Below are 22452 nucleotides of genomic sequence, written 5' to 3'. Positions count from 1 at the left end.
TGGTGATTGCAGCAGTCAGGGTAGTTTTACCGTGGTCAACGTGGCCGATAGTACCAACGTTAACGTGCGGTTTTGAACGTTCAAACTTTTCTTTAGACACGACTCTATTCCTTAATACCGCTCCCCCGTCACAGAGAAGAGGGAGCTAAAAGATTGTAAACTCGAAAACTTATCTAGATTTGCGAGCTTCGATAATAGCCTGAGCGACGTTGCTCGGCGCTTCGTTGTACTTCAAGAACTCCATGGAGTAAGAAGCACGACCTTGGGTCTGAGAACGCAGGTCAGTAGCATAACCAAACATTTCAGACAATGGTACTTGAGCACGAACAATTTTGCCCGTAGCTAAATCATCCATACCCTCGATCATACCACGGCGACGGTTCAAGTCACCGATGACGTCACCCATGTAATCTTCTGGTGTTTCCACCTCAACTTTCATGATAGGTTCCAGCAGAACTGGTTTCGCTTTCATGAAGCCTTCTTTAAATGCCATGGATGCAGCAATTTTAAAGGCGATTTCTGAGGAGTCAACGTCATGGTAAGAGCCATCGAACAGGGCAACTTTAACGTCAACGATTGGATAACCAGCCAGAACGCCGCCCTTCAGCTGTTCCTGAACGCCTTTGTCGACGCCTGGGATGTATTCTTTAGGAACAACACCACCAACGATTTCGTTCGCGAATTCGTAACCAGCACCACCTGCTTCCAGAGGCTCGATACGTAGCCAAACGTGACCGTACTGACCGCGACCACCGGATTGTTTAGCGTGTTTACCTTCCTGCTCAACAGAAGTACGGATAGTTTCACGATAAGCAACCTGAGGTTTACCTACGTTCGCTTCAACATTGAATTCACGACGCATACGGTCAACCAGTACATCGAGGTGCAGCTCACCCATACCTGCAATGATAGTTTGACCAGTCTCTTCATCACTGCTTACACGGAATGATGGATCTTCCTGAGCCAAACGGCCTAAAGCGATACCCATTTTTTCTTGGTCAGCTTTAGTTTTTGGTTCGATAGCAACAGAGATAACTGGCTCTGGGAATTCCATGCGCTCCAGAATGATTGGAGAACCCATGTCACAGAGAGTATCACCTGTAGTTACATCTTTCAGACCGATCGCAGCGGCGATGTCGCCTGCGCGGACTTCTTTGATTTCTTCACGTTTGTTGGCGTGCATCTGTACGATACGGCCAAAACGTTCTTTCTTGTCTTTTATCGGGTTCAGTACGGTGTCACCAGAGTTAACAACACCAGAATAAACACGGAAGAACGTCAGGTTACCCACGAATGGGTCAGTAGCGATTTTGAACGCCAGCGCAGAGAATGGCTCGTCATCGCTAGAGTGACGTACTGCTGGAGTGTCTTTACCGTCTGGCAGAACACCTTTGATAGACTCAACGTCTGTTGGTGCTGGCAGATATTCAACAACTGCATCCAGCATTGCCTGAACACCTTTGTTCTTAAATGCAGAACCACAGGTAACCAGGATAATTTCGCTAGCCAGAACACGCTTACGCAGAGCTGCCTTGATTTCTTCTTCAGTCAGCTCTTCACCGCCCAGATATTTGTCCATCAGGTCTTCTGATGCTTCTGCTGCGGATTCAATCAGGTTCTGATGCCATTCTTGAGCCAGTTCAACCATGTCTGCTGGGATATCTTCATAAGTGAAGGTAGTTCCCTGATCAGCTTCGTTCCAGTTGATTGCTTTCATCTTCAGCAGGTCAACAACACCGGTGAAGGTATCTTCAGCACCGATCGCCAGTTGAAGTGGAACTGGGTTAGCAGCCAGACGGGTTTTGATCTGCTCAACAACGCGCAGGAAGTTCGCACCCATACGGTCCATTTTGTTAACGAACGCGATACGTGGAACATTATATTTGTTAGCCTGACGCCATACGGTTTCAGACTGAGGCTGAACACCACCAACCGCACAGTAAACCATTACTGCGCCATCAAGAACACGCATGGAACGTTCTACTTCGATAGTGAAGTCAACGTGTCCTGGGGTGTCGATGATGTTGATACGGTGTGGTTCATACTGTTTAGCCATACCAGACCAGAATGCAGTCGTCGCAGCAGACGTGATAGTAATACCACGCTCCTGTTCCTGCTCCATCCAGTCCATAGTTGCTGAACCTTCGTGAGTTTCACCGATTTTATGGTTTACGCCTGTATAAAACAGAATACGTTCAGTTGTCGTGGTTTTACCGGCGTCGATGTGGGCACTGATACCGATATTACGGTAACGCGCTATGGGTGTTTTACGAGCCATTTTTTCCTCTCTCGTGGGCGTTCAATTTAGAGAACGGGTAGCCGAGCAGCTACCCAGAACATATTCACTGTTGATGGGTTACCAACAAAGGGATTACCAACGATAGTGTGCGAACGCCTTGTTAGCTTCTGCCATACGGTGAACGTCTTCACGTTTCTTCACAGCAGCGCCTTTGTTTTCAGCCGCATCAGACAACTCATTCGCCAGGCGCAGAGCCATCGATTTATCACCGCGTTTACGAGCAGCATCAACGATCCAACGCATTGCCAGAGCATTACGACGAACCGGACGAACTTCAACTGGAACCTGATAGGTAGAACCACCAACACGGCGGGACTTAACTTCCACAGTCGGGCGCACGTTATCCAGTGCCAGCTCGAATGCTTCCAGATGATCTTTACCAGCACGCTGAGCCAGGGTCTCAAGCGCACCATATACAATTGCTTCTGCGACAGACTTTTTACCGTCTACCATCAGGATATTTACAAATTTGGCCAGCAGTTCAGATCCGAACTTTGGATCTGGCAGAATTTTACGTTGACCAATTACACGACGACGTGGCATGGAAATACTCCGTTTCGAATTTCAGGGTTGTCCAAAACTCTACGAGTTTATTTTGACATTAAAGTGAAAAATGTTTGGCCTTACTTAACGGAGAACCATTAAGCCTTTGGCTTCTTCACACCGTACTTGGAACGACCTTGTTTACGGTCTTTAACACCTGCACAGTCCAGTGCACCGCGAACAGTGTGGTAACGCACACCTGGCAAGTCTTTAACACGACCGCCACGGATCAAAATAACGGAGTGTTCCTGCAGGTTGTGGCCTTCACCACCGATGTAGGAAGAAACTTCGTAACCGTTAGTCAAACGCACACGACATACTTTACGCAGTGCGGAGTTTGGTTTTTTAGGAGTGGTGGTATATACACGAGTACATACGCCACGTTTTTGCGGGCAAGCTTCCAGAGCAGGAACGTTGCTTTTCACAACTTTCGAGCTACGGGATTTGCGAACCAGCTGGTTAATAGTTGCCATTATTAAAAAAGCTCCTGGTTTTTTTGCTTCGTAAACACGGATTTTATCCTTCGTCAGTCATAATGACAAAACGAAAGGACGCCGAATTTTATTGCTGACTTGACGAGGTGTCAAGAAATATACAGTTTTTCTATACTGGTAAAATAACTGAAAAGTACAATTTAGACTTACCAATTAATCTACCAGGCAAAATTTTGTTGATGCTTTACCGATAAGCTAACAAAGCCGTTGTAATCAATCACCATTACACGGTCTGAAATTTGTTCAATCAGTCCTCGTGCTTCTAAATCTTCCTTCAAAACATAAATATCTGCCCCTGTATGAGCCAACTCTGTCAAATAGCGATTACCATTAATGCCGAGTAATACACCATTCTGAATCAAGAGAACATCATCTGTATCAGATACAAGGCCAAGCATTGCATTGAAGTCATCATGGTAAGGTGAGCGACTGACAGTATATAACATGTTACCCGCCTGAAATAGATTAAAATTTCAACACAAAATCATAGCCCACCAGCAATTCTCGAATTGCTTCAGCGGAAAGAAATTCAGCTTCCAGCACAAAATTGCTTGCTGGGCTGCCTCCTCGAATGACCAGATCATCCAGACAAACGTAACATTTATCAATGTCATAAAGAGGCAAGATCTTAAAGGTTGAGATATAGTCACGGGCTAAAGCTTTATCCGGCTGCTGGTTAGCCAGCAACTGGAATACTCCATCAGAAATAAAAAATACACCGATTTGCTCAGTCAATGCCGACGTTGCAAGCAATGCATCCAGCCCTTCCCTACCGGCAGAAGTGCCATGGGGAGCTTCAGTAAAAACAAAGGCGATTTTTTTCATTGATACCCGCTATTTCATCGATACCCACGAAGGTTCCTGATTATTGCCTTAAACTAAACTGCCCTAAACTAAAATTGCATGACACGATCACACAACATCATGGCTTCTGCCAATGATCCTAATCCACTAAGCTCAAACCCATCAGCTAAATTAACGGCAGGCAAATTCAATTCACGGGCTTGTTGTTCATCCACGATACCGCGCCGCAATGCTGCCGCAACACAAATAAACAGATTGAACTGATGTTGGACTGCCAATGCCTGCCATGCCCTGACCAGATCAAACTCATCATTGGCCGGGGCGACCAATTGATTACCGTTTTGGACACCTTCTCGATAAAAAAACACGCTATGTAATTTATGGCCTGCTGCGGTCAACGCCTGAGCAAATTGATAGGCACTGCTGGCTTGTTGGGTTCCGTAAGCTGGCCCAGTGACCAGCAGGCAATAAGACAGTGATGACATTACTTCTCCGAACTAATTCATTCACCACTTTTAAACTGGCGAATATAGAGATATACCGTATGCTTGGAGATATTTAAACGATCAGCGACCTGATTAATGGCATCTTTAATATCAAAAATACCTTTCTCATACAAATTCAGTACGACTTGTCTGTTTTTCGCATTATTGGAAACATTGCGATCAGTATTGACTTCCTCAATAGTGAACTCCAGCGTTTGTGCCACCAAATCATCTACGGAAGAAGCAAAATTGACGTTTGAAGCAACTTCATTGGTTTTCTCTGGGATAAAGGTCTGAATAATTTCGGAAAAAGGCACATCAAGATTCATATTGATGCACAAAAGCCCGATGACTCTACGTCGGCGATTGCGGATAGCAATTGTGACAGATTTCATCAGCGAGCCACTTTTTGCCCTCGTGAAATACGCTTTAGAAACGCTACTGTCTTCATCCGTAATATCATGCAACATTCGCAACGCCAGATCAGTAATCGGAGAGCCAATCTTACGACCCGTATGCTCTCCATTAGCTATTCTGACGGCTGAGCATTTAAGATCTTCCAGTGAATGAAGAACTATCTCACAATGCCCACCAATCAACATAGCCAGGCCATCAACAGCAGCTTCATAAGATTTTAAAATTTCATGATCAGTTTCACTAAATGGTTGATTTTCCATCAAATCAATATCACTGTTATCACTAGTTAATAGCGGGGTAGACATTCAATACACCATCCTTCAAGTTCAGACTTTGCCTCATCAAAAACTCAGGGCAAAATTTATTATAAAATCATATTATTGCAACTCAGAGTCTACTTCAGTAAACGCTTACTGTTGCAGGCCATTTTAATCAGGACTAAACACAGAGACCGGGACACACATAAAATACGTGAAAATTTCGAGCACAGCCCAAATTCAAAATGGCAAATTAATAGCCTCATGTGATAGGCATTAAAACAGAAAACATTTAAAAATGTTTTATATCCCATTCAGAATGGTGACGTTAAAACTACATCGAATTGCCGTCAAGCCCTTACTGTATATCCCGTGGGGATCTATCACAGCTTTATGCCTAATCTGCCTGAAACACAAAAAACAATATAATATTTAATACCTCAGAAAATAATAAGCAAACAAATTCATTTTTCTTTATCCATGCTTATTACTCATCAAATTATTACTCACCAAATAGAGGTAAATATCAGCAGCAAATCGAAGGGTGAAAGAAATGCATGATAAAGCAGGAGCCTTAAGCTCCTGCTAATGCTGTTTTTGATTATTACAAGAGTTATTTTGCCTTGGCAACAGGTTTAATATCCAATAATTCAACACTGAAGACCAAAGTGGAGTTGGCTGGAATACTAGCCATACTTGACTGGCCATAAGCCAGATTAGGTGGAATAACTAATGTGATTTTTCCGCCTCTTTTCACATGCTGCAGGCCTTCAGTCCAACCAGGGATAACGCTATCCAAACGAATAGTCAGAGGCTCTTTACGCTCATAAGAGCTGTCAAAAACCTGACCATCAATCAAAGCACCTTTGTAGTTAACAACTACAGTATCAGTCCCTTTAGGTGCTTTGTCAGTGCCTTCTTTTTCAATTTTGTAAAGAAGCCCTGTTTTGGTTTCCACTACGCCAGCTTTCTTAGTGAACTCTTTGCGATACTTAGCACCTTTTTCGCCATTTTCACCCGCTTCTTTTTCTGCCTTGGCCCGTGCCGCACTTTTCACTTGAGATTCCAAAGTCGACAGAGTTTCTCGAATTTCTTGATCAGTCAATTTGGCTTTATTATTTAAAGCGTCTTCAACACCGGCCAATAACTGTGCTTTTTCCAGATTGAAACCGAGCATTTTATGCTCTTTCAGCGCATGGGACATATAGCCACCTACAGAAGCCCCCATGGCGTAGGCATTCTGCTGCTCCATAGTTTTAAAAGCGCTATTCAGTTTTGGTTCACTTTTGGTTTCGGTATTAGCAGCCAAGGCCTGAGGTACACTAAACGCCACCGCCAGAGTCGTTGCCAGTAGAGTTGTTTTAAACAATGATTTCATCCTATTCTCCAATAAGGTTGGTGGGTTTATCATAAGCATAGGTCACACACAACATCTACTATAACCGCCTAAGGAAACCAATGACAATATTTGCTATGCCTTGCAATAAAAACCAATAAAGAGGTTTTGCAAAATCCTATTTCACTGAGTTTTTTGAGTATTATAGTGTCAGCTTGACCGAGTAACCGCTCCGTCCTTTAATTAAATGATCAGAAGTAGGAGGAAAGATAATGGAATTATCTGAGTTTGAACAAAGATTTGAACAGATTGAAACTAAACTGGCCTATCAAGAAGCTACCATTGAAGAACTGAATCAGGAAGTGAGAAAACAACAAATAGAAACTGATAGGCTGAAAGAACAGCTGAAATTAATGACTGAACGCCTGAAAACTCATCAGACATCCATCATTGCACCACTTTCTGAAGAAACACCACCTCCCCATTACTGATATCAATCTGGGAAAATCTCTGCCAAGGAAGGCTCAAGCATAAAATAAAAAAAGAGAAGCATATAAAACGCGCTTCCCTTTTTCTGCTACTTATTACTGATTTCTCAGAGTACCAACGATTGTCAGTTAGCTACGACTTAATGGCAGCTACCGCCGCAGCATTCATGCTCGCCATGCTCATGATCGTGATCACCACAACCACCTTGACCATGCACATGGCCGTGAGCTAATTCTTCTTCAGTCGCCTCACGAATCGCTATAATTTCAACATTAAATTTCAGATTCTGGCCAGCCAGCATGTGGTTAGCATCAACAACCACTTCATCACCTTCTATTGCTGTGATTTCTACTGGGATAGGTCCCTGATCCGTATCAGCCAAGAAACGCATGCCTACTTGAAGATCGTCCACACCAACAAACACATCTTTTGGTGCACGCTGAACCAGGCTATCGTCATACTGACCGTATGCATCATCTGCTTCTACGCTAACATCAAAACGTTCACCCGCCTCACGACCTTCCAGTGCTTTCTCCAATCCACTGATTAGAGAACCACGACCATGCAGATAGTCTAACGGTGCACTTACCGGGGACTCATCAACTAAAACACCATCTTCTGTTCTTACTTGATAAGCCAGGCTGACCACCAAGTCTTTTGCTACTTTCATGACAACTCCTACATACCCGAAAGGGAAAAACCCGTGAGGGAAAATTTTTACAGCTCAGAAAATGCTGCCGATTGTAACGGAATTCTACGTCGCTGTACCTAGCGACGGTAAAATTTATCCACAATTTATTGTATTTATATTGATTTATTATATGTGTACTGATTTATTGTGGCGTAAAGATCCCAATAATCTGTTCCTGCTCCCTGACATGAGATGCGGTAGCTTCATCCGTTTGCCTTTGTATATGACCACAATGGACACACTCAACAATATCAACCTTATTCTCCTGCCACATTGCCAACGTATCCTGTGATTGACATTTTGGGCAAACAGCTCCCGCAATAAAACGCTTACGACTAACGGACATAATTCCCCCCAACGCTATTCATGTTCATCCCACCCTTCCGGCCGACGACGTTCATTAATCATTTCCCGTTCAAACAGTTCTTCCAATTCCCTGCGAGCCTCTTTTATGCGGGATATCTGTGCCAGATCCTCATGCAGATAGGGCATCAATTCACGCAACATGCGCATATCTAATCGCCGAAAATGCTGCTGTGCACGATGTGCCTGATATGGATGCATACCCAGCCTGATCAATGCCTTTTTTCCCAGCTCCAATGCACTGGAAAATGTTTCTCGGCTAAAATCTTTCACACCACTCTGCAACAGCTCATGGGCTTCCAGACGCCCTCTTGCACGCGCAATAATATTCAGATGAGGAAAATGTTTCTGACACAAGCGCACAATCGCCACCGTATCTTCTGGTTCATCACAGGTAATGACAATTGCTTTGGCCTTTGCAGCACCAGCGGCTCGCAACAGTTCCAATTTACTCGCATCACCATAATACACCTTATAGCCATAACGACGCATAGTACTGATTGCGCCCATATCGCGTTCCAGCACAGTGATACGGATCTTATTCGCCATTAGCAAACGCCCAACCACTTGTCCGAAACGACCAAAACCAACCAAAATCACCTCAGGATCATTGTCTTCCACAAATGGCTGTTCAGTGTATTTTTCATGTGCATTATATCGACGTGCCAAAACACGTTCGATTAATAGCATTACCAAAGGTGTTGTCATCATTGATAATGTCACCACAGCCAATAAAAGAGACTCCTGCGTCTGATTCAATACCTTTTGCTCAAGCGCCTGAGAAAACAAGACAAATGCAAATTCTCCCCCTTGACTTAACACCCCGGAAAATTGTGAGCACAGCGATTTTCTTAAACCGGACATCCTGCCAATCACATAAAGTATGAGGCTTTTTATCAATACCAGACCCAAGACACTCAATAAGATATTAAGCCAATAAGTAAAAAAAATGCTCAAATTCAGCGACATGCCAACAGAAATAAAAAATAGCCCCAACAACAGTCCCTTGAATGGCTCAATAGAGATCTCTAGCTCATGCCGATATTCACTTTCCGCCAACAATACGCCTGCAATGAAAGTACCTAGCGCCATAGAAAAACCTAATGCTTCCATAAAAATCGCGGCTCCCAGAACAATCAGCAATGCAGCCGCAGTAAATACCTCCCTGACACCAGATTTCACCACTAACCGGAACAAGGGACGCAGTAAATATCGTCCTCCCAACAACATGCCGGCTAAAGCGATAATCTTCAGCACAATATGCCGCCAATCACTGGTTGTTACTCCCCCGACCAGCAAAGGGATTGCAGCTAAAGCAGGGATCACTGCCATATCCTGAAACAGTAAGATAGAAAATCCGAGCCGACCACTTTCATTATTACTCGTCATCCCTTTATCTTTCATCAATTGCAGTGCCATAGCCGTAGATGACATCGCAAGGCCAATACCACCAATAACAGCGGCTTGCCATACAAAATTCGCCAAATAAAGGAGTGAGATGAGAACCAGTGCGGTTAAAACTACTTGAGCCATACCGGCACCAAAAATCGATCGCCTGAGCTGCCAAAGTTTTGTTGGATTCAGCTCAAGTCCGATAACAAACATCAGGAAAACAACGCCCAGTTCTGAAAAATCGAGGATCTCATCAACATTCTTGATAAATCCCAGCCCCCACGGGCCAATGACGATCCCTGCAATAAGATATCCCAGGACAGCCCCGATATTGAATTTCTGAGCAAGGGGAACAGCCACAACAGCAGCGAATAAAAACACTACACTGGCGCTTAATAGCGCTGAAGTCTCCATGATCACCCACCTCCCAAGGATAATGGCGCTTTCAGCCATTCCTGATACGCGTTCGCACGGCTGGCAAGTACCTCAGGCCGTTGACGTCTGGCCCAATAAATGATCATTGGTGATAACCAATGCATATGGCACATTGATGCAGTTAATTCGAAAGGCCGGAGAATTTCCTCCATTGGATAAAAATTATACCCCCCTCTCCGGTAAGCATCTTCCGGCTCTCCCGTCGTGATAACAGACCGCCAATACTTTCCTTTAAGCGCCTGCTCCGTCCTACCAACGAAGTCTCTGCTCAACACACGATCCATCCATTCTTTCAATAAAGCAGGACAACTATAAGTGTACAAAGGATGTTGAAAAACAATCACCTCATGCTCGTGCAACAACTGTTGTTCTAAAGAGACATCAATAAAAAAATCAGGATAAACCCCGTAGAGATCGTGAACCGTGACATGCTCTAATTTCTGTGCCATCTGCAATAACATTTTATTAGCAACTGAATTCATCGGTTCCGGATGGGTATATATCAGCAATACTTTAGGCGGCAATACGTTAGGAGATAACAACATCAATCCCTCCAGGACGTGTCAGGACACATATTTTCCGCTACCATGCACGCCAAGCTATTAAATCAAATTGTATAAATACCCAATACATTTCAAATTGCAGCATGGTGGTATCAACAAAACAGCAACTTGAAAGATGAAAGATATCAACCTAATTATTAACTCAACATACTATATATAGACAATACCTATGATTCTTTTCTCTTCACTGCAAATCCGTCGTGGCATTCGAGTCCTGCTGGACAATGCCAACGCAACCATCAATCCCGGGCAGAAAGTGGGATTAGTTGGCAAGAATGGCTGTGGTAAATCGACCCTACTCGCATTACTAAAGAATGAGCTTCAGGCTGAGAATGGTTCCGTCACATTTCCCAATAACTGGGCGTTGGCTTGGGTGAATCAGGAAACACCCGCTTTAGAGACTTCGGCACTAGAATATGTCATTGATGGAGATCGCGAATTCCGACAACTGGAACAAAAGCTAAAAATAGCCAACGAACAAAATGATGGGCACGCCATTGCCCATCTTCATGGCTTGCTTGATACCATTCAAGCATGGACAATCCGCGCACGAGCAGCCAGCCTGCTGCACGGATTGGGTTTTTCCCAAGCTCAGCTAGAACAACCAGTGCGTTCATTTTCCGGTGGCTGGCGCATGCGCCTCAACTTGGCACAAGCACTAATCTGTCGTTCTGATCTGTTATTGCTCGACGAACCGACCAACCACCTTGATCTTGATGCCGTTATCTGGCTGGAAAAATGGCTGAAGAATTATACCGGCACCTTGATTCTGATTTCCCATGATCGTGATTTCCTTGATCCAATCATTGATAAAATTCTGCATATTGAGCAACAGAACCTATACGAATATACCGGCAATTACTCTTCCTTCGAGCGGCAACGTGCAGCGAAACTTGCCCAGCAACAGGCGCTATACCAAAGCCAACAGGAAAGAGTGGCACATTTGCAGAGCTACATTGATCGTTTCCGTGCCAAAGCCTCTAAGGCGAAACAAGCACAAAGCCGCATCAAAATGCTGGAACGTATGGAGCTTATCGCCCCTGCTCATGTCGATAATCCCTTTCATTTCAGTTTCCGCCAACCGGATAGCCTGCCAAATCCGCTTCTGAATATGGAGAAAGTCAGTGCTGGCTATGGTGAAAAAACTGTTCTGAATTCGATCAAATTAAATCTGGTGCCGGGTTCACGAATTGGCTTGTTGGGTCGTAATGGTGCGGGCAAATCCACGTTGATAAAATTGCTGGCAGGAGAGCTTGCAGCTCAGCAAGGAGAAATTGCCTTATCAAAAGGTATTAAGTTGGGCTATTTTGCACAGCACCAGCTGGAATACCTGAGGGCAGATGAGTCTCCATTGCAGCATTTAGCCCGAATAGCGCCACAAGAGATGGAACAACAATTGCGGGATTATCTAGGTGGATTTGGCTTTAAAGGCGATCAAGTCACTGACCCGAGCGGGCGTTTTTCTGGGGGAGAAAAAGCCCGGTTAGTTCTGGCCCTGATTATCTGGCAGCGCCCTAACCTCCTGCTGCTCGACGAACCGACCAACCACCTTGATCTGGACATGAGGCAAGCACTGACTGAAGCACTTATTGATTTCGAAGGTGCTCTGGTCGTCGTATCGCATGACAGGCATTTACTGCGTTCTACCACAGATGAACTGTATCTGGTGCATGATGGTAAAGTAGAAACATTTAAAGGCGATTTAGAGGATTACCAGCAATGGCTGACCGAGCTACAACGCCAGCAAATACGTGACAGCCAAGAAAAAGAACGAACAGAGACCGATGCATCAAACACCAATGTGTCAAATAACAGCACGCAAAATTACAGTGCCCAAGAGCGCAAAGATCAAAAACGGCGTGAAGCTGAATTTCGCAATCAAACTCAACCATTACGTAAACAACTTACAGCTCTTGAAAAACAAATGGAAAAATTGAGTGCTGAATTGGCGAGTTTAGAAGAAAAACTATCAGACAACACGCTTTACGAAAATCATCGTAAGTCTGAATTAACCGAATGCCTTCATCAGCAGACACAAACAAAGTCTACGCTCGAAGATATTGAAATGGAATGGCTGAATATTCAAGAACAAATCGAGCAGATGGCCGAAGCATTTAATGCCAGTCAATAAATTAATTTTGCAAATATAATCGGGCATTGGAATTCAATGCCCGATTTCTTTTTATTCTCACATCACTGCATCAAGTATCAAAAAATACTGTTCCCTTTTTATCGCAAAAAATAAAAAATTGTATGCATACAGCCACTTTACTCGCTGTAAAAAATGATAATTCATTTATGCTAATAAGTTATTTATGCTTGAAAAACACTTGGTATATACATTCTCATTTTTCACTCCTTACTGAGAAAGTTTCTTTATAATTTATACAGTAACCTCCATATCATATAGAGATTAAGTAACAAATATCCTAATGAAGACAGCGGTAATCTTCTGACTTATACACTAGCAACCAATGTAGAAAAACTTTCTGCATCGTCAAGCAGGTGATCATCTATTGATTTTCCCCAAACCACACCGAGATCAATCTTTTTATCTGTTTCAACAATTTCCAGCAAATTCATATAATACTCAGGAATCGAACTAATAATTCGTTCAGGAACACACGTATACGAATTATTCTTTGTTACCATCTCAATTATCAACATGATATCATTTGTTTTTAATAACAAATGCATATTGTCACCGGTATAAATAGGAAAAACATTAAGACAATCCGTTAACTCAATTACCTCATTTTTTTCTGATGAATTTGACGGAACAAGCCCATTGCCATATTTACTTAAAGCTATCCTGAACTTAGATATCAAGTTACTCTTTTTTCTAAAGATAAAAACTAACCTTTCTGTAAACGTCTTTTTAGGCTCTAACTGCGCAATAGATGCCATAGGCATCACAGCAACATGCAACATCCCTGCATTCAATAAATTTATTTGCTGCTCAACTGACAAACCGGTCACCAACGCCAGTACAACATTCCCTTTATTCCCCGCAATTTGTTTCTCTATTTGAGAATAGTTATGAATAGGGAAACATGAGCCAATATATAAATGCCTGACCATATCTTCTTTTGAATCAAAATGAACCTGACTTTTAAAACGTTCATAGTGAGTTAAGAACTTCCTGGCATTTTCCAGTGTCTTATACCCAAAATCAGTCAATCTTGTTCCATTTGGCCCCCTTGTAAATAATGAAGCACCAAGAATATCTTCCAACCCGTGTATTTTCTTCGTCAAGGCAGGCTGAGAAAGATAAAGCCTCTCTGAAGCCTTATGATAATTAAGAGTCTCAGCCAAAACGATAAAAGCTTCAAGATTGCGTATATCCATGTTCTTTCGCCCAATGATTGTTAAATAACTACAAAACATTACAGATTCATGGTGATAGCATTTTAACTTAACGTTTTGCCAAAGGTTTTATCTGGTCAACTGTCAAAATGTTAACTAACAAAATGTTAGTTAATAAGGGTACAATAAGCAAAAGATTTATTATTATCACGCGTTAATTACGTAAAGAAATAATATCACTTGCAACTAACACGAAGTTTACATTTTATAATACAGATTAAAATAACCTCTTGTTATTCACATTTATATCCTGCTTCTTTCAAGTTATTTCTTTGTTGGCTGCGATCATTCATCCAAATCATATCGTTAGGATTAATTCAATTGCTGACACAATATAACTTAAAATCTATCAGGTATACTAATCTCCCTTCATTTTTCAAATTTTGGCTTTACTTGCTATACTAAAATTTGAGAGCGAACAGATATACAGCATACAAATAAACCCACTGTTGGCTATGTTATATGCCCTAAAATTAAGGCTACCACCAAGAAAATAATGAACAACAAGTTATCAATTGATAACTTTCATTTATTGGTAACCCATCTATGGAAATACCAAAAAACCATGAAAGTTAAAATATCATACTAAGAAACTATTGTGTGAATAATTTAATTCTTAGACACAAAGAAAAGCATATATAGCTGACTTACTCGCATAGTGAAATAAACAGCAGATAATTTATATCCATTCTATTATTTTTCCTTAGCTAACGATTTACTTTTATGGCTTTTTCAAAATTTACTCTTATTACGTGTTAATAAGAACCAACTTCAATTTAAAATACAGCATTAAATTCAGTAATAATAATATTCATCATCATAAAACGAGTATAAAACTCACTCAAAAATATAGTATTGATAAATAATAGTACGCGTAATGGAAGGTTTTTAGTGTGTTGTCACTGATAAAAATCCATCTAATATTATTCCAAATTATTAAGCTTTTTTATATCGGAATATTCTGTATTAGCATGAGATTTTATGTAACAATTATGTTGAAATTTATGTGCTGAAAGTAGTGGGTTGTTAACATACTTAATCACAAAAAGTGATGAAATCATAAGTAGTTATCTAAATGATATCTACTTGATAGATTTGGAATCACAGAGATAATTATTGAACTTCAATGAATGGGGTAGATTAATAAAGAGGCCATTTTAGCTGACAACGCCTCCCCCTACTGCCTGGGTATTTTCTGCAATAGCATGTGTAGCACCAGCTTCCAAATAGTGATATTTTCGTATATTATATTTTTTATTGTTACTAGTGTCTAAAACCGTTTAAATAAACTCTTCCGATTGTATCATTATTAATGAAGACGGTAAAAACAACATCATGACCAATATAACTAAAAAGTGTAATCACATATTGATATATGAAATAATATACAAGAACCTTAAAATTTAAACCCTCTCACATGAATTAGATAAATTATATCTAAACCTCATCCTGCTCTATGTATTTCCCTTCTCTCAAATCATTGCTTCATTGGCGTAACCCTAGGAATCTTTGATTTAATCATTACAAGAAAATAAAATTAAGTAACCACTTATTTACTTATCAGAAAACACAGGCTCAATATTGAGCCTGTGTTTTTATCACTATAAATTTATTACTTAATCACGGAATAAACAAAAGACTGGAGTAGAATCATTAGTGTCTTGAGTCTGAAGGGTTGAAATATTGAGTGCTTCAAATTTATCAGTATCTATGTTCAAGACATTCATAATGGATTTATCAGATGGGGTGTTCCCTGCTACTGGAACCTTAAAGAATCCCCACTTCGGCAAATTCTCGAATTCATTTACTAATGTGTCCCTATCTCCTCTCTTATCATAGTTCCATACATGAATATTTTTTACATCCTTAAGATAATTTGAACTCTGGCAATAAGCATCTTTCTGCTGTTTCTTTGCCTCCTTATTCACTCCCATCATCAGGAACCAGCGAATAGGTTTCCAATGATATTCATACGCGGTCACCTCACGAGTACTCTTATTCACTATCCTTGCCTTAAACGTCTGCTCGGTCAGTGCACTTCTGGTTCCTCTTGTTGACGGAGTCATATCGAAAGAAATTAAGCCACTCTCACTGTTTATGAGCTTGCTGCTATCGACTATAGTACCAACATCGCCACTATAGGTAACTTTAAAGTTCTCACCAGCATCTGGTAGACGCTCCCCATTCTCCTTGAGTAAACGTGCTTGTAGCGAGTTAAATACGTTGCTAGGTCCATTACTATTGATATCAAAATCCTGATAAATATCAGGAGCATCTTTATTAAACACTCTAAACATCGCGAGTTTCGGGACTGGCTCAAAGTTTATTCTCTGATTATCATCCAATGTGACTTCCTTCCCGCCTTCTGAACTACTAGTAGGGATTTTCACACTCACTCTAACGCCATTTTCAATAGCTGCCTTAGTTACCAGATCAGCATACAGAAGCCCCACGCCATTTGTTGTTGGCGATTCAAGTGTAAAATTAAATTTATCTTTAAGACTCTTGTCAAAATTAGCTATCCACTGAATTTGACTAGGATCAATGCTGATATTCCTTGCGGTACTGTTATCTTCCCCCTTCCGAATTTCTATCTTTAACCTAACCTTATCTTGCCCATTCGCTATGTACTCCCGGTTTGGTTGATGACCTGGATTGTCAACTTTAAACGAGAAAATTTTAAGATCATTAAGCCCTGCTTTAAAAGATATCGGAGGTGACTTAATGGTTACTTTATTACCACCCGTCTCTGTGAGAGTAAGCTCTATCGCTTCCTTTTCGGTTATTTGGGTACTTGTAATGGTGAATGTTATTTGTTTCCCAAGACCAACAGTCTCTGGACTCCCTGAATCCAACTTAAGACCAGGGTACTGTTCCGCATTGGTGAATTTATGATTGTGACCTTGCTGAAAATCAACATTACTACTATTTGGGATGGTAACGATAATTTTTTGCTCTTGATTGTACACAGCTGAATATACTTTACCTTCAGGTGGTATATTCCAAGTAATATCTTTAGCCTTGTCCTTAACGAAGTCTACAGGATCAGCTGTAGATGCTGTTTTAGCACCATCTATTGTCACTTCAACAATGATACCTTGTGCAGCTTCCTCACTGACTAGAGTCGCTGATATTTGACCATTCGCATCCGTTTTATCAGTTTCTTTCACCTTTTTCCAGCTCACACCATGCGGAAGGCCATTCTTAACGCTCCACTTAACTTTCACATCTTTCTCTTTCAGAAGGTTATTAGCTGCGTCACGTATAGTAGCGGTGAAAGTGTAACCATTGCCTTTACCAACCTCCATTGGGCTAGAGTCTGCAGTGTTAACCTCAACTTTGTATTCAGATTCAACTTCCTTAGAGAAATCGAGATTATTGGCTATTTCTTTTTGACGCATTCCGTCCATTGCCAAGTAAACCTTCACGTCCTTAAGCGGTTTTGTACTGCTTAGCGTTGCCTCTAACTGCCCCAAACCATTCGTTGTGTCACTTCCCTTCGTCCATTTCACTTCTTTAGAGTTAACGTCATCTACTGACCACTGCAAATTATTAACTTTCAGGTTAGCAAGGGCATCATTATCTTTTGTACCGTGAGTGATGGTCGCCAGAAATTTGTAGGCCACTTCACCAGGTTCGTTGGTCTTAACTTGTGTTTTCGTCACATCTCCTTTTAAAACAAAAGGCTCAACTGTGACGGTTATACTACTGGGTTTTGATTCGTTGCCATTGCTGTCTTGCGCCGTAAAACTGAGCTTATACGTATTATTAGCTTTAGGGTCAGTGTCATATTTTGGTAGTGTCAACCTGATAGGATTCACGCCGTCAGTAATCTCTCCGTTGTTCTTACTGAATGAATCATTTATCTGCCATAGCAGTTTCGCATCCTTAGGTGTGACAGTGGCATGTATCGGATCCCATCGTTGATAGCTATATCCTGTAATATTCTGTTGCTGAATATTCAGCAATACTTCTTTTTCACCTTTCTTACGGTAATCAAGAACAATCTGGTTATTTCTTTCCACCAAATCGTGGCGGCTGCCTGCCAATGTACGCATAGATGCAACGCTATCCGGTGCTAGCTGAGCTTCAAACGGTACGCCGAATCTGTAATTAAAATTGGTTTGGAACAGCGTTTCACTGTGCCCACCGCTGCCGAGTTTATAATCGACCCCCATGGTCACCAGTGGAACAGGTGTATAGTTCACTCCAAATCGAGCCAGACTCGGGTCTTTCTGCTTGGTATCACGATCGAATAAAGCGACTTTATCACCAAAATACTGTTCATAGGCTAACTTACCGCCAATATTCGGATAAGCAGGCAGGAAGAATTCACCAATGATATCAAAGCCGTTGGCAGGACGTTCTTCCCACCCTTTTTCATGCGGTGAATCATGCCAGTCACTCACACGCCAATAAGTATTGGCAGAGAACTTGGCATAATCAGTCCATGCCTCTCCCCCTAAACCAATACGTTTATTATTGCCCGTGACATCAAAGTCATAGAAAGAATTTAATCCATACATCCAGCTTGGTGTAAAATAACGCCCACCAAACCCTAAGTTAAGAGTATGTCGGCTATCTTTATTGCGATAACCCAACTGTGAGAAAAATAGCCAATCGGATTTGTTATCGTAAAGTGGTAACAGTAAGTCCAAAGATCCGTTATCCAATTTCCCTTTTCTATCCATAGAAAAATTAATTTTGGCTGTCCCAAACTGCGATAGCCACTTTTGTGCTTCACCGTTTACCGTGCTATTTATTTTCCCCAGTGCATAAGATTTAGCTTGTTCAGCAAGCTGAGACGGTGATGATGACAATACATTGCTGACGGTTTGAATATTTTGTGCAATCAAACCAGCCTTCTCATTTTCCTTATCACTGAGGTTATCTTCACTACTCTCCTTATTCTCTAAGAATTTTTTTTGCGATTGATGTTCATATTTTTTTCCATCCACAGCGAATGCACTCAATGATGTCAATGGAAAAATAAATACCGAATATATAAAAACTAAAAATCTAACGAACTTTTTACTAATATACGAGTCCATATATAAGTACCTCATAAAATATGGTTCTTTTCCAGCAATTAAGCATTGATGTCCAAATTTAGAGAAAAAAATAACACTTACACGCACTTAAAATACATTAGGAAACTTTTAGACAAAGTGCTTAATGAAATATTATTATCGCCTGATAATAAATGGTTATCGCATATTGCATATAAATCCGTTTACCGGAACGAAAATTTAGACTCATTCTCTTATATTCATATAATTTACACTCATATAAATAATTTAAACTTATATAAATAATAAGGAGGGTTTCTACTGGCTTCTGGATACGACTAGAAATATATTGGGTATAAAACCAATAATCTGTACGATAACCAGTTACCGATAAATCTATTCTGGTCACAAATCTATTCTGACCACATAGCAGGGAAAAATAATGAAAATCGACCTAAGTAATATGGTAACTGAGAGCCGCAACCCCTCCAGTACTCATATCGATACGTTATCCACTCTCGATATGTTACGTGTTATCAATGATGAAGATAAAAAAGTGGCTATCGCTGTCGAAAAAAACCTGCCTCAAGTTGCCGATTTGGTTGATAAAGTTGCCGAAGCATTTCTCCAAGATGGGCGTTTAATCTACATTGGAGCCGGAACATCCGGGCGCTTGGGAATTTTGGATGCCAGTGAATGTCCACCGACTTACGGCACAAAACCAGAACAAGTCATCGGCTTAATTGCTGGTGGGCACCAGGCCATTCTGAAAGCTGTCGAAAATGCAGAAGATAACTGGCAATTAGGCGCAAGTGACCTGAAGGAACTACGCTTTAATCAAAGAGATATACTGGTAGGGATCGCCGCCAGTGGCCGGACACCTTATGTATTGGGTGCAATGGAATATGGCAAATCAGTTGGCGCTACCGTCGCCTGTATCAGCTGCAACCCGGACAGCCCGATGACACAGTTGGCAGATATCGCCATTACCCCCATAGTCGGTCCTGAAGTGGTGACTGGCTCTTCCCGCATGAAAGCAGGAACAGCACAAAAACTGATACTGAATATGATCACGACAGGTGCTATGATCCGCACGGGAAAAGTGTATGGCAATTTGATGGTAGATGTGGAAGCCACCAATGCCAAATTGATTGAACGCCAGAAAAATATTGTCATGGCCGCCACTGAGTGCAACAAGGAAACAGCAGAGCAAGCCCTCAGTGCCTGTGGTGGTCACAGCAAGACCGCAATTGTAATGATTTTATCGGGTATCAGTGCCGCAGAAGCCAAAGCTTTATTGGCAAAACACCAAGGGTTTATCCGGCCAACTATGCCCAATTAATTTCTAGATGCAGGGTAGATTTTGATAAACCGATAATCATTGCCTCTTTAAAGGGGTTATAAATGGCTAAAATTAATCAGGAAATGTTGGTCGAAATACTCAATGCCATCGGTGGGGTGAGTAACATAGTACATTGTGGTAACTGCATGACCCGCCTACGATTGACCCTATATGATAATGAATTTGTTGATAAAACCAGCTTAAAGAAAATAGCGGGCGTCTTAGGTGTCATAAAAAGTGATGACCAGCTCCAGATTGTTCTTGGTCCCGGCAAAGCTCAGACAGCAGCAGAGATGATGAACACACTATTAAGTGAATCACATCATCTCCGTAGTTCAGACGCTCCTGCTATAAAATCTCCTACCACAGAACTCCATTCCGACAAGCTAAAAGAGATTGCCATTTCCAATAAGCAGCATCTTAAAGAAAAACAAACCAGCTCAGTCCATAAGTTTCTGGCTAAATTCGCCACTATTTTTACTCCCCTGATCCCCGGATTTATCGCTGTTGGTCTGTTATTGGGATTTGCGACTCTGTTGGAACAGATTTTTATCAAAGAAGCCGTTCATTCCAACGCTGTATTGGTTGAGATAATCGGCTATATGAAAATCTTCAGCAAAGGCATGTTCAGCTTCCTGAGCATCTTGATTGGCTACAATGCACAAAAGGCATTTGGTGGTTCAGGAGTTAATGGAGCCATCATCGCATCCCTGTTTGTATTGGGATATAACGCCGAAGCCACCAGTGGGTTCTATTCTGGCATCAGTAATTTCTTTGGCTTCGCTATCGATCCTCGGGGCAATATTATCGGGGTACTGATAGCGTGTATTCTCGGCGCTTGGGTCGAAAGGCAGGTCCGCAGAATTATGCCCTCTGATCTGGATATGATCCTGACCTCCGCAATTACTCTACTTATCATGGGTGCTATTGCCTTTATTATCATTATGCCTGTCGGAAGTTATCTGTTTACCGCAATGTCATGGTTGTTTATTAACTTAAATGGCAACCCATTCGGTACGGCAATCTTGGCGGGGTTGTTCTTAATTGCCGTGATGTTTGGTGTACATCAAGGCTTTGTTCCCGTCTATTTTGCCTTAATGGATACACAAGGCTTCAATTCCCTGTTCCCCATTCTCGCGATGGCAGGTGCGGGTCAGGTTGGCTCTGCATTGGCTTTGTATGTGAAAGCTAAAAAAGGTTCCCCGCTGCGTACCCAAATCAAAGGGGCCATCATTCCGGGATTTCTGGGCATTGGAGAACCCTTAATTTATGGTGTAACACTGCCACGCATCAAACCTTTTGTCACCGCCTGTTTAGGAGGCGCTGTAGGTGGTTTTTTTATCGGCCTGCTTGCCTGGTCGGGATGGCCTGTTGGGTTAAATAGCGTTTTCGGCCCTTCCGGACTGGTTGCCCTGCCACTGATGACATCCAACAGTGGCATTTTCACAGGCATGGCCGTATACGCTTGCGGGCTGCTCATCTCTTATATCGCTGGCTTCACGTTGACATTATTCTTCGGGAGCAAAAATATCAATCTAAGCTGATTCAGCCAAACCAGATTAAAGGCACGCAGGCTGCTGTCAGAATACCCATTGTAATATTGAACATGAACCATGCATGACGGCTTCTCAATAACTGTCCAATCAGTGAGCCGAGAACAAGCCAGATTGCGCTAGCGAGTATATTGGAGATTAACATCACGATACTAATGGCAAAAATGGAATGGTTATATAGCTGCCCGGACAAACTATAACTACTGACCGCACCCAATCCCATCAACCACGTTTTCGGGTTCAGGAACTGTAATAGCCATCCTTGGTAAATTTTGGTTGCCTCCCTCCCTGCCGATTTCATTGTATCCAATCGCTTATAATGTGAACTGGCTGTTTTCCACGCCAACCATAATAAATACAAGCATCCGAGCACTTTCAAACCAGCATGTATGGCAGGATAAACCAGTAACAGCGCAGCAACACCAAACGCAGACAGCAATAAAATTGTCTGCATTCCCAGAAGAATACCCAAACAAAGTGGGATGGAACGACGGATACCAAAATTCGCGCCTGATGATGTTAGCAACAAATTATTTGGGCCGGGCGTGACTGCGGAAATAAACATAAATACACTGAGCGAAAATATAAAGCTTATAGTCATGGATAAATTCTTC

20 protein-coding genes are annotated in these 22452 nt (G+C 41.8%); 4 read left to right on the top strand and 16 right to left on the bottom strand.

Annotation, left to right across the window (positions count from 1 at the left end):
- The 9 genes from Xvie_RS13550 to fkpA form a co-directional block, all read right to left on the bottom strand.
- Positions 1–100: GTP-binding protein (locus tag Xvie_RS13550; RefSeq protein ID WP_234369306.1), on the bottom strand; the 100-nt coding region annotated here is incomplete at its 3' end.
- A 69-nt stretch (positions 101–169) separates the two neighbouring features.
- Entirely contained in the window at positions 170–2278 is a 2109-nt protein-coding gene (gene fusA, locus Xvie_RS13545; RefSeq protein ID WP_086109840.1) for an elongation factor G, read from the bottom strand.
- A gap of 93 nt (positions 2279–2371) precedes the next feature.
- Positions 2372–2842 carry a 30S ribosomal protein S7 gene (rpsG, locus tag Xvie_RS13540; protein ID WP_086109839.1) on the bottom strand — a complete coding sequence of 157 codons (471 nt, stop codon included), beginning with the start codon at positions 2840–2842 and terminating at the stop codon, positions 2372–2374.
- A gap of 98 nt (positions 2843–2940) precedes the next feature.
- Complete coding sequence (gene rpsL, locus Xvie_RS13535) at positions 2941–3315, bottom strand: 30S ribosomal protein S12 (protein ID WP_010848548.1); 375 nt, start codon at positions 3313–3315, stop codon at positions 2941–2943.
- 179 nt (positions 3316–3494) lie between these two features.
- Positions 3495–3782 carry a sulfurtransferase complex subunit TusB gene (gene tusB, locus Xvie_RS13530; protein ID WP_086109838.1) on the bottom strand — a complete coding sequence of 96 codons (288 nt, stop codon included), beginning with the start codon at positions 3780–3782 and terminating at the stop codon, positions 3495–3497.
- A gap of 19 nt (positions 3783–3801) precedes the next feature.
- The gene (tusC, locus tag Xvie_RS13525; protein WP_086109837.1) at positions 3802–4161 is read right to left on the bottom strand and encodes a sulfurtransferase complex subunit TusC; all 360 of its coding nucleotides are present in this window, start codon (positions 4159–4161) and stop codon (positions 3802–3804) included.
- A gap of 68 nt (positions 4162–4229) precedes the next feature.
- On the bottom strand, positions 4230–4625 hold the full coding sequence (gene tusD / locus Xvie_RS13520) for a sulfurtransferase complex subunit TusD (protein ID WP_086109836.1): 396 nt from the start codon (positions 4623–4625) through the stop codon (positions 4230–4232).
- 17 nt (positions 4626–4642) lie between these two features.
- Positions 4643–5347 carry a helix-turn-helix transcriptional regulator gene (locus tag Xvie_RS13515; RefSeq protein WP_086109835.1) on the bottom strand — a complete coding sequence of 235 codons (705 nt, stop codon included), beginning with the start codon at positions 5345–5347 and terminating at the stop codon, positions 4643–4645.
- A gap of 565 nt (positions 5348–5912) precedes the next feature.
- On the bottom strand, positions 5913–6677 hold the full coding sequence (gene fkpA, locus Xvie_RS13510) for an FKBP-type peptidyl-prolyl cis-trans isomerase (RefSeq protein ID WP_086109834.1): 765 nt from the start codon (positions 6675–6677) through the stop codon (positions 5913–5915).
- Between the two features lie 230 nt (positions 6678–6907).
- Between fkpA and Xvie_RS13505 the strand changes: the two genes are divergently transcribed.
- A complete protein-coding gene (locus Xvie_RS13505) occupies positions 6908–7126 on the top strand; it encodes a SlyX family protein (protein ID WP_086109833.1) in 219 nt (72 codons plus the stop codon).
- A 137-nt stretch (positions 7127–7263) separates the two neighbouring features.
- Here the strand turns inward: Xvie_RS13505 and slyD are convergent, their stop codons facing one another.
- From slyD to kefG, 4 genes are all read right to left on the bottom strand, one after another.
- Complete coding sequence (slyD, locus tag Xvie_RS13500) at positions 7264–7794, bottom strand: peptidylprolyl isomerase (protein WP_086109832.1); 531 nt, start codon at positions 7792–7794, stop codon at positions 7264–7266.
- A gap of 163 nt (positions 7795–7957) precedes the next feature.
- The gene (locus Xvie_RS13495) at positions 7958–8161 is read right to left on the bottom strand and encodes a YheV family putative zinc ribbon protein (RefSeq protein ID WP_086109831.1); all 204 of its coding nucleotides are present in this window, start codon (positions 8159–8161) and stop codon (positions 7958–7960) included.
- 14 nt (positions 8162–8175) lie between these two features.
- A complete protein-coding gene (kefB, locus tag Xvie_RS13490) occupies positions 8176–9984 on the bottom strand; it encodes a glutathione-regulated potassium-efflux system protein KefB (protein WP_086109830.1) in 1809 nt (602 codons plus the stop codon).
- A gap of 2 nt (positions 9985–9986) precedes the next feature.
- Complete coding sequence (kefG, locus tag Xvie_RS13485) at positions 9987–10550, bottom strand: glutathione-regulated potassium-efflux system ancillary protein KefG (RefSeq protein ID WP_086109829.1); 564 nt, start codon at positions 10548–10550, stop codon at positions 9987–9989.
- 187 nt (positions 10551–10737) lie between these two features.
- Here kefG and Xvie_RS13480 point away from each other — a divergent pair, with 187 nt between their 5' ends.
- Positions 10738–12699: an ABC transporter ATP-binding protein gene (locus tag Xvie_RS13480; RefSeq protein ID WP_086109828.1), complete on the top strand. Its 1962-nt coding sequence runs from the start codon at positions 10738–10740 to the stop codon at positions 12697–12699.
- Between the two features lie 326 nt (positions 12700–13025).
- Here the strand turns inward: Xvie_RS13480 and Xvie_RS13475 are convergent, their stop codons facing one another.
- Both Xvie_RS13475 and Xvie_RS13470 read right to left on the bottom strand, forming a co-directional pair.
- On the bottom strand, positions 13026–13916 hold the full coding sequence (locus Xvie_RS13475; RefSeq protein WP_086109887.1) for a LysR family transcriptional regulator: 891 nt from the start codon (positions 13914–13916) through the stop codon (positions 13026–13028).
- Positions 13917–15550: 1634 nt separating this feature from the next.
- On the bottom strand, positions 15551–18985 hold the full coding sequence (locus Xvie_RS13470; RefSeq protein ID WP_167376280.1) for an inverse autotransporter beta domain-containing protein: 3435 nt from the start codon (positions 18983–18985) through the stop codon (positions 15551–15553).
- 400 nt (positions 18986–19385) lie between these two features.
- Here Xvie_RS13470 and murQ point away from each other — a divergent pair, with 400 nt between their 5' ends.
- On the top strand, positions 19386–20285 hold the full coding sequence (gene murQ / locus Xvie_RS13465) for an N-acetylmuramic acid 6-phosphate etherase (protein WP_208612590.1): 900 nt from the start codon (positions 19386–19388) through the stop codon (positions 20283–20285).
- A gap of 62 nt (positions 20286–20347) precedes the next feature.
- Positions 20348–21829, top strand: coding sequence for a PTS N-acetylmuramic acid transporter subunit IIBC (murP, locus tag Xvie_RS13460; protein WP_086109825.1), 1482 nt, complete (start codon positions 20348–20350; stop codon positions 21827–21829).
- A gap of 1 nt (position 21830) precedes the next feature.
- Here the strand turns inward: murP and Xvie_RS13455 are convergent, their stop codons facing one another.
- Positions 21831–22439 carry a LysE family translocator gene (locus tag Xvie_RS13455; RefSeq protein WP_086109824.1) on the bottom strand — a complete coding sequence of 203 codons (609 nt, stop codon included), beginning with the start codon at positions 22437–22439 and terminating at the stop codon, positions 21831–21833.
- Positions 22440–22452 lie beyond the last annotated feature (13 nt).

Origin of the sequence: Xenorhabdus vietnamensis (genome assembly GCF_002127535.1) — a bacterium.
In the GTDB taxonomy this organism is placed as follows: Bacteria; Pseudomonadota; Gammaproteobacteria; order Enterobacterales; family Enterobacteriaceae; genus Xenorhabdus; species Xenorhabdus vietnamensis.
This window is presented reverse-complemented; position numbering and strand designations above follow the sequence as displayed.